At 63.4% G+C, this 7,831-nt stretch carries 8 protein-coding genes; 4 read left to right on the top strand and 4 right to left on the bottom strand.

The features are described from left to right. On the bottom strand, positions 1-467 hold a 467-nt coding region (locus QOC89_RS13060), incomplete at its 3' end, for a S1C family serine protease (protein WP_323045390.1). Between the two features lie 276 nt (positions 468-743). Between QOC89_RS13060 and QOC89_RS13065 the strand changes: the two genes are divergently transcribed. From QOC89_RS13065 to QOC89_RS13075, 3 genes are all read left to right on the top strand, one after another. Beyond that, positions 744-1,232, top strand: a complete 489-nt coding sequence (locus QOC89_RS13065) for a VOC family protein (RefSeq protein WP_323045391.1) — start codon at positions 744-746, stop codon at positions 1,230-1,232. A gap of 192 nt (positions 1,233-1,424) precedes the next feature. Next, positions 1,425-2,351, top strand: coding sequence for a polyphosphate kinase 2 (gene ppk2, locus QOC89_RS13070; RefSeq protein WP_323045392.1), 927 nt, complete (start codon positions 1,425-1,427; stop codon positions 2,349-2,351). A 42-nt stretch (positions 2,352-2,393) separates the two neighbouring features. Further along, positions 2,394-3,263: a CHAD domain-containing protein gene (locus QOC89_RS13075; RefSeq protein WP_323045393.1), complete on the top strand. Its 870-nt coding sequence runs from the start codon at positions 2,394-2,396 to the stop codon at positions 3,261-3,263. 135 nt (positions 3,264-3,398) lie between these two features. Here QOC89_RS13075 and QOC89_RS13080 read toward each other — a convergent pair whose 3' ends face one another. Then, complete coding sequence (locus QOC89_RS13080) at positions 3,399-4,454, bottom strand: VTT domain-containing protein (protein WP_323045394.1); 1,056 nt, start codon at positions 4,452-4,454, stop codon at positions 3,399-3,401. Between the two features lie 330 nt (positions 4,455-4,784). Here QOC89_RS13080 and QOC89_RS13085 point away from each other — a divergent pair, with 330 nt between their 5' ends. Beyond that, complete coding sequence (locus QOC89_RS13085; RefSeq protein ID WP_323045395.1) at positions 4,785-5,714, top strand: DMT family transporter; 930 nt, start codon at positions 4,785-4,787, stop codon at positions 5,712-5,714. A gap of 88 nt (positions 5,715-5,802) precedes the next feature. Here QOC89_RS13085 and folE read toward each other — a convergent pair whose 3' ends face one another. Next, complete coding sequence (gene folE / locus QOC89_RS13090; protein ID WP_323045396.1) at positions 5,803-6,435, bottom strand: GTP cyclohydrolase I FolE; 633 nt, start codon at positions 6,433-6,435, stop codon at positions 5,803-5,805. Between the two features lie 123 nt (positions 6,436-6,558). Continuing rightward, positions 6,559-7,488, bottom strand: a complete 930-nt coding sequence (locus QOC89_RS13095; RefSeq protein ID WP_323045397.1) for a LysR family transcriptional regulator — start codon at positions 7,486-7,488, stop codon at positions 6,559-6,561. Positions 7,489-7,831 lie beyond the last annotated feature (343 nt).

The following is a 7,831-nucleotide window of genomic DNA, read 5'->3' on the forward strand; positions in this document are numbered from 1 at the left end:
TTGCCGACAGCAATCGCGATCTGCCCGACGCGCAGCTTCGACGATTCGCCAAGCTCCACATGCGGCAGCGGCTCGGGCGAGCCGATCCGCAGCACGGCCAGATCGCTGCCGGGGTCGTCGCCGACGAGATCGGCGTCGAACTTCGCGCCGTCGGCAAGCGTTACGCGGATATGCGTGGCGCCGTGCACGACGTGGCTGTTGGTGAGCAGATAACCGTCGGGGGTGAAGATGAAGCCCGAGCCGGTGCCGCCGCGCGCGCCGCGCTCGTGTCCCGAGGCGGCGCCCGGCAGCCGGCGTTCGACGGAAATAAAGGCGACGGCCTGCTGCACGCGCTCCAGCGCGCCAATGACGGTGCGCGAGTAGGCGTCGAGCAGGACGTCGTCGGATAAGGGTGTGAGTGGATCGGGCCCGGGGGCGTCGGATGCGGCGCGCGACAGGTCATCGATGAAGCGTGGACGGCTTCCCATGGCGATGCTCCGGATAAACGGAAATCGAGATGCAGGGCGGCGGGCGGGTTTTCAAGTGCGGGGCGGGCGTAGGGCGCGGGGCTGGGGGTGTGAGACACTTTCCGAGGTCGGCGAGTGCGAACGCCGGGTCGCTGGGCCGGCTGGAACTCAAGTTGATGCCTCGTCCGGCGCCGGGGGGCGCAGCAGGAGCCGGCACGGCCAGCAGAACCAGCAGAACCCGGGCACACGCCATGCAGGCTTTTCAGGCCTCGCCATGCCCACAAGGAGACAGCCGCCATGAACTTGCCCTCGTCATCCGCATCCTCTGCCTCGTCGAGCGCGTCTGGGTCGTCGAACACTTCGAGCGCGTCGGATGCTTCAAGCGCTTCAAGCGCCTCAACCACCCCCGCGGATTCAACAGTTCCGACCGAGCCGCGCATCGAATCGCTCAGCGCCATCACCCTCGCCACCCGCGATATGCCGCGCGCGATACTGTTTTACGAAGCGCTCGGTTTTCCGATCAAATTCGGCGGTTCGCAGGAAGCATTTACGTCGTTTGCTTTCGGCGGGTCGTACCTGAACCTGATCGTCGATACGCGCGCGCCGGTCAACTGGTGGGGCCGCGTCATCATCCATGTGTCGGACGTCGACGCGCTCTATCGGAAGGCGCTGGCGGCGGGGTTGAAGCCCTCGCTCGAACCGTCCGATGCGCCATGGGGCGAGCGTTATTTCCACATTACCGATCCCGACGGCCACGAAATCAGCTTCGCGAGGCCATTGCGTTAGCGCCAGGCGGCCGCGCCAAACTCGCTATCATGGTTGTTCAACAGGCACGCAGGCCGCCGGCGAGCGTCGATCGTTCCAGGCCGCGGCTGACGCGCCGGTAACACGGCTGACACCTCGCGCTTCGATAATCGAACCCATTCGCAACGCGTATGCGCCGGGCGCCTAACCATTTCCGTTGCCAGGAGAGTCGCAATGAAAGAGCTGGATCCGAGGCCCGAGGCCGAAGTCATGGCAGAACGGCAACGCCGTTTCGAGGAAGACCTCATCGACGCGTACGACGAGGAACTCGAAATGGAGGTCGACGACCGCATCATCGACGGTGCCGAGGGCTTTACGCCCGAGCATCGCGAGGCGCGCAAGATGTACTTCCGCGAGCTGTTCCGGTTGCAGGGCGAGCTCGTCAAATTGCAGGACTGGATCGTGCAGACCGGCCATCGGCTGGTGGTGATTTTTGAAGGACGCGACGCGGCCGGCAAGGGCGGCGCGATCAAACGCATCACGCAGCGGCTCAATCCGCGCGTGTGCCGCGTGGCGGCGTTGCCGGCGCCGAACAATCGCGAACGCACGCAATGGTATTTTCAGCGTTACGTGTCGCATTTGCCGGCCGGCGGCGAAATGGTGCTGTTCGATCGCAGCTGGTACAACCGCGCGGGCGTCGAACGCGTGATGAATTTCTGCAGCGACGACGAGTACGAAGAGTTCTTCCGTTCGGTGCCGGAATTCGAAAAGATGCTGGCGCGCAGCGGCGTGCAGATTCTCAAATACTGGTTTTCGATCACCGACGAAGAACAGGAAATCCGCTTTCAGAACCGCATCCACGATCCGCTGAAGCAGTGGAAACTGAGTCCAATGGATCTGGAAAGCCGGCGCCGCTGGGAAGCCTATACGCAGGCGAAAGAAGTCATGCTGCAACGCTCGCACATTCCGGAGGCGCCCTGGTGGGTGGTGCAGGCGGTCGACAAGAAGCGCGCGCGCCTGAACTGCATTCAGCATCTGTTAAGCCAGGTGCCGTATCACGAGATCCAGCATTCGCAAATCGAATTGCCCGCACGCGTTTATCATGACGAATACAGCCGCCAGCCGGTGCCGTCCTCGATGATCGTGCCGGAAGTGTATTGATTCGACGTCGGCTCGTATAAATGGACTTTTGAAAGGCGTCCAATGAACCAGCAGATCCGGAAAATCGACAATCAGGTTGCGGACAGCAAACCGGCCGACCCCGAAGCCTCGGCGCAAGAGGCCTTCGCGTCGTACGCGGCGCCTCTTGTCAGCGACGCGATCGAATACGCTAACGCCGTGCACGAAGACGCCTCGCCGGAAGCGTTGCACAAACTGCGCGTGTCGCTGCGCCGTTTGCGTTCCTTGTGGTGGGCGTTCGAACCCTTGCTCGACAAAGGCGAGAACACGCGCCAACGCGCGTTGTACAAGTTTCTGGCCACGGCGGCGGGCAAGACGCGCGATTGGGACATTCTGATCGAACTGATTGCCCAGGAAGAGGGCGTTGCGCCCGAGCTGGCGCCCAAACTCCAGGAGGCTCGCGGTGAGGCCTTGGCGACGAGCCGCGAAACGCTCTCGAACGCGGACGTCAAACATCTGTTGCGGGAGGCCGTGACGGGTGCCTCCAAAGAGTTGAACACGGCGCATCAGCGCGTACCGCTGCGCAAATTCGCCAAGCAACGCGTGAGTGATTCGGAGCGTTCGTTGAAGAAGCGTATGAAATGCGCATCCCGGGCGAAACGTTCCAGCTATCCGTCGTTTCACGACGTCAGAAAGGCGGGCAAGAAACTGCGCTACCTGCTCGAGTTTTTCGAGCCCGTTCTGAAGGGTGGACGAAAACGGGTATTGAAGCGTTTGAAGCAGATCCAGAAACGTTTCGGTGCGCTGAACGATATTGTCGCGAGTGAAATGCTGCTGCGCGACAACGTGGCGTTGCTGGCCGGGTCTGGTGATGTCGATGCGGTGCTTCACTGGTTCAGAAAGGAGCGCAAACGTCGGATGCGCTCTGCGGCTGGATTGCTGCGCAAATTGTGACGCGCTTTCGAGGTGCGGTTCGTTCGGGTAGCCCGGCTCGAAAACGACATTGGCAATTGTGCGGATTCGTCGTAGTGAGCGTGGCGGGGCGGAACTGTTTGGTTCATGGTGACGGCCGGAGGGCCGGCACGCCACTCACGAGCTTTGAACCCGCCGAGGGGCGAGGCCACGCAAGGTGACCGCCTCGCGTGCCGCACTGTATATATCCGGCGTGCGGCCGCCTCCGACCTCCTCCTCGGCGAGCGCCAGCGGCTCGACAGGAAACCCCCGCCTTTGCCAGGCGTCGAGGCCACCTCGCAATGCGCGAATCCGCGTGTAACCGTTCAGGCGCATCCGTTGGGTGATCTCGAAGGCTGTCGCGCTGTCGGGGCAAATGCAGTAAATCACCATGTCATAGGCGCGCAGCGCGCCGTCGATCTGCTCAGGCGAGTGCGGGTCGAGCGCCAGCGCGCCGGGAATCGGGCGCAGCGCCTGCTGCGCCTCGCCAGCCAACGCAAGCGGGCGGGCATCCAGAACCTTCGGAGGCACAATGCGGCGCCATCCGCCCGCTGCCGCTTGTGACGCTGCCGCGGAGGCAGCGTCCTCGAAACGGCGTTGCTCGCGGCGTCGTTGTTGCAGGCGGTACACCAGATAAGCCAACGCCGCGGCCAGCAAAACGTCGATCACTGTACCGCCGCGTGCCTTGACGACGTCGAGCAGCATATGCAGTTGCCTTTCCGCCGCGGCGCCGCCAAGCAGCCAGAAGGTGGCCCACGCAAGGGCGCCGGCGAGGTCCCACACGGCGTAGATGCGGGTATCCACGGCTGTCGTGCCCATCAGCGGCGGGGTGATGAGTCCGAGGCCCGGGACGAACTTCGAGATCGCCACAAGCGGTACGCCGAAGCGTTCGAAGAGCGAGCGTGCTCGCGCGACTCTGGCATCCACGGCGGGCGAGATCCGCTTGAGCATGGCGATCAGTTTGCTGCCGTAGATGCGGCCGGCGGCGAACCACGCGCCGTCGCCGATCAGCGCGCCGAGCACGGCAGAGAACAGGATTGGCCAGAACGACAGTGTGCCCGCGGCGATCGCCGAGCCGGCGAAGAGGAGCACGGGCACCGCGGGGATCGGCACGCCAAGGCGTGTCAGCAGCACGTTGAGGAATACGACTGCGCCGCCCCAGGTGGATACCGCCGTCGACGGGAACGCTACCAATTGCGGAACTCCTGTTATTGCCGTTGGGCCGCGTTGCGGCGGGAGCGTGTTTTGCCGGAACGCAAAGTATGTTCCTGAAGCGTTTATCTGCTTGCCTGCCGGTTTGTCCGCTCGCGTTCCCGGTGAAGCTTTGCTTCGATCAGGATACCCGATGGACCTTGCCCCCGGCGCTTGCTTCCGATCCGGCCAAAAGCGGGATTCGCGCGACCGCTTCGTGAAGCGGACGCTACGCCACGTTGTGGGCCGGCGTGTTCTCTGCAATTTCGTTCAAGACCGCGCGCGTGCGCCGCCTCTAATCTGGCTGCTCGTTCAAACGAAGAGGACCGCGGCATGAACTCACGGTATGTGGGATACCTGTTTTGCGCGCTGGCGATGATCGGGGTCGGCAGCACGGTTGTCGTCAGTAAATCGATCGCGAGCGGATTGCCGCCGTTCAGCGCGACGGCCTTGCGTTTTGCGATCGCGCTTCCGCTGTTTGTGCTGGTGATGCGTTGGCGTGGCGTGCGTTGGCCGCGCCTCGACAGGCACGATACGTTGCTCGTGATCGCCCAGGCGGGGGCGGGCAGCGTCGGTTATACGGTGTTGCTCATCAGCGGTATGAAACTCGCCTCGGCCGCCGATGCGGGCGTGATTGCCGGCACCCTGCCGGCTGTGTCGGCCGGGGTCGCCATGCTTGTGCTGGGTGAGCGCCCCACGCCCGCCTTGATGGGTGCGATTGTTCTCGCCACCTTGGGTGTGCTGGTGTGTACCGCGCGTCTCGACGATTTCACCGCGCCCCGTGTGGCCAGTTCGCTGGCGGGTAACGCGCTGGTGTTCGGGGCGATCGTCTGCGAGGCGCTTTTCATTCTGCTGAATCGCCGGTTGCGCGTGCCGGTTGCGCCGCTGCCGCTGTCGGCGTTGATGTGCAGCATCGGTTTCGCGGTGGCGATCGTGCCGGCGTGCTTCGAAAGGCCCTGGAGCGGGCCGTTCAATGCAAGCGCGCTGTACGGCGTGCTGTATTACGCGCTCGTGCCGACCGTGGCCGGCTTCGTTCTCTGGTATGCGGGTGCTGCGCGCATCAGCGGCGCGGAAGCCGGGCTCATGACCGCGCTCGTGCCGGTGAGCGCGGTGGCGTTGGCGGCCGTTGTGTTGCGGGAGCCGGTGAGCGCGGCGCAACTTGCCGGCGTTGCGTGCGTGCTGGGGGCGGTGCTGCTGGCCACTTTCGGCCAGATGCGCACGGTGCGTAAGGCACGACGCGGCGGGCATGACGCGACGGCATGAATCACGACCGATAGACGGCGAGCCGGTGTTCGACGTCGCAGCCCAAACACCGCGACGCGACCGAATCGCGGTTCGGGCGTCAGGTAATTCAGGTATTGGCGACCGCCACCACACCCGGATTACCCACGATCGACAGAAACTCGCGCCGTGTCGACGGATCGGTACGGAAGGTGCCCAGCATGCGCGAGGTGACCATCGTGACACCGGCTTTATGGACGCCGCGCGTGGACATGCATTGATGCGCGGCTTCGAGAATCACGCCGACGCCCGCCGGTTGCAGCACGTCGTTCAACGTATCGGCGATCTGCACGGTCATCTTTTCCTGGATCTGCAGACGCTTGGCGAACGCATCGACGAGGCGCGCCAGCTTCGAGATGCCGACCACCCGATGCCCGGGCAGATAGGCCACGTGCGCCCGCCCGATGATCGGCACCATGTGATGTTCGCAATAGCTCTCGAAGCGGATATCTTTCAGCACGATCATTTCGTCGTAGCCGTCCACCTCCGAGAAAGTGCGGGCGAGGATCTCCCGCGGGTCGACCTGATAGCCCGCGTAGAACTCTTCGTAAGAGCGCACTACGCGAGAGGGCGTATCGAGCAGGCCTTCGCGTTCCGGATTGTCGCCCGCCCAACGCAGCAGCACGCGTACTGCTGCTTCAGCTTCCTCGCGGCTGGGGCGTTCTGCCGCGGGTTCGGTTTTCTTTGCTTTGCTGCTTGCCATCCGTCGCTCCTCTGGGATCGCGCGTCGACGGTAAGCGGAGCGCGCGGGTTCAATGAGTGCGGCCATTGTTCCATGTTTTGCGCCGCGTCGTGCCGATGCCCCTTTCGCCACTGGGGTGCGAGCTCACTTCGGCCACTCGTCCATATCGTCGTTGAAGAGTTCGGCGACGACGCCGCGCAGCCAGCTTGCGCGCGGATCGTTGTGGAACTTGCGATGCCAGTGCTGTCGCAGATCGAAGCGCGGCAGCGGCAGCGGCGGTTCGACCAGCATGATCGACGCATGCTCCGACACGTACGCGAAGCCGATAGCGTGCGGCACCGTGGCGAGCAGATCGGTGCGCGCGAGGATGAAGGGCAGACTCATGAAGTGCGGCGTTTCGAGTACGGCGCGGCGCTTGATGCGTTTTTTTTCCAGGTAATGTTCGAGGACTTCCTGGCTGCGTCCTTCGGCGCGCACGACTGCGTGGCCCGACGCCACGTACTGGGGCAGTGTGAGCGGCGCCTTCGAAAGGGGATGTCCCGTGCGCATCAGGCAGATGAATCGATGGGTGAAGAGCCGTTGCTGGAAGAAGTTGTTGCCTGACAGATCGGGAAAATAGCCTACGGCGAGATCGACGTCGCCCGATTCGAGTCCACGTTCCACGTGCGCGGGCGAGAGCGACACCGAGCGCAGATTGGCATGGGGCGCGCGTTCGGCGAAGAGTTGCAGGAGCCGCGGCAGGAAGACGATTTCGCCGACGTCGGAAAGTGCGAGAGAGAAGGTATGGGTGCTGGTGGCCGGATCGAAGTCTTGTACGTCGAGCATGCCTTTCTCGATACGCAGGAGCGCGTCGCGGGCGGCGGGGAGGATGGCGAGCGCGCGCGGCGTGGGTTCCATGCCTTTCGATGTTCTGACGAAGAGCGGGTCGTCGAAGTATTCGCGCAGGCGGCCCAGCGCGGTGCTGACGCGGGGTTGGCTGACGCCGAGCTGGTCCGCTGCGCGGCTGACGTTGCGGGTGTCTTCCATTGCTACCAGGTAGGGGATCAGGTTTAGATCCAGGTGTGTGTCGGGCATGGTTTTTTGCCTGCGGCGGCTTTGGGTTGGGGTATCTGGTTTTTGGATAGAGGGTAGGGGAGGAATGGTGGTTTGGGATAGTGGTTTTTTTTGCCTCTGCGGCGCTTGTGGTCTGTCTGTCTATCTGTCTGCCTGCGGCGGTGGCTTTTCTTGAACTGGTTGCCTTCGGGCGCTTTTGGGTTGTGTGCCTACGGCGTTGGCCTTTCCTTGTTTTCTTATCGGTCTATTAGCGTCGCCCCTGTGCGGGGCGGCACTTACTTTCTTTGCCGCGGCAAAGAAAGATAAGCAAAGAAAGCCGCTCAAACCGCTAACTCATAAGCGGGTCCCCCGCACAGTCACGGTA

The organism is Paraburkholderia sp. (assembly GCF_034668105.1).
In the GTDB taxonomy this organism is placed as follows: domain Bacteria; phylum Pseudomonadota; class Gammaproteobacteria; order Burkholderiales; family Burkholderiaceae; genus Paraburkholderia.

Coding starts and splice junctions, on each gene's coding strand:
- ppk2 (WP_323045392.1), top strand. CDS start 1,425: ATGAAAGAGCTGGATCCGAGGCCCGAGGCCGAAGTCATGGCAGAACGG.
- QOC89_RS13085 (WP_323045395.1), top strand. CDS start 4,785: ATGAACTCACGGTATGTGGGATACCTGTTTTGCGCGCTGGCGATGATC.
- QOC89_RS13095 (WP_323045397.1), bottom strand. CDS start 7,488: ATGCCCGACACACACCTGGATCTAAACCTGATCCCCTACCTGGTAGCA.
- folE (WP_323045396.1), bottom strand. CDS start 6,435: ATGGCAAGCAGCAAAGCAAAGAAAACCGAACCCGCGGCAGAACGCCCC.
- QOC89_RS13065 (WP_323045391.1), top strand. CDS start 744: ATGAACTTGCCCTCGTCATCCGCATCCTCTGCCTCGTCGAGCGCGTCT.
- QOC89_RS13075 (WP_323045393.1), top strand. CDS start 2,394: ATGAACCAGCAGATCCGGAAAATCGACAATCAGGTTGCGGACAGCAAA.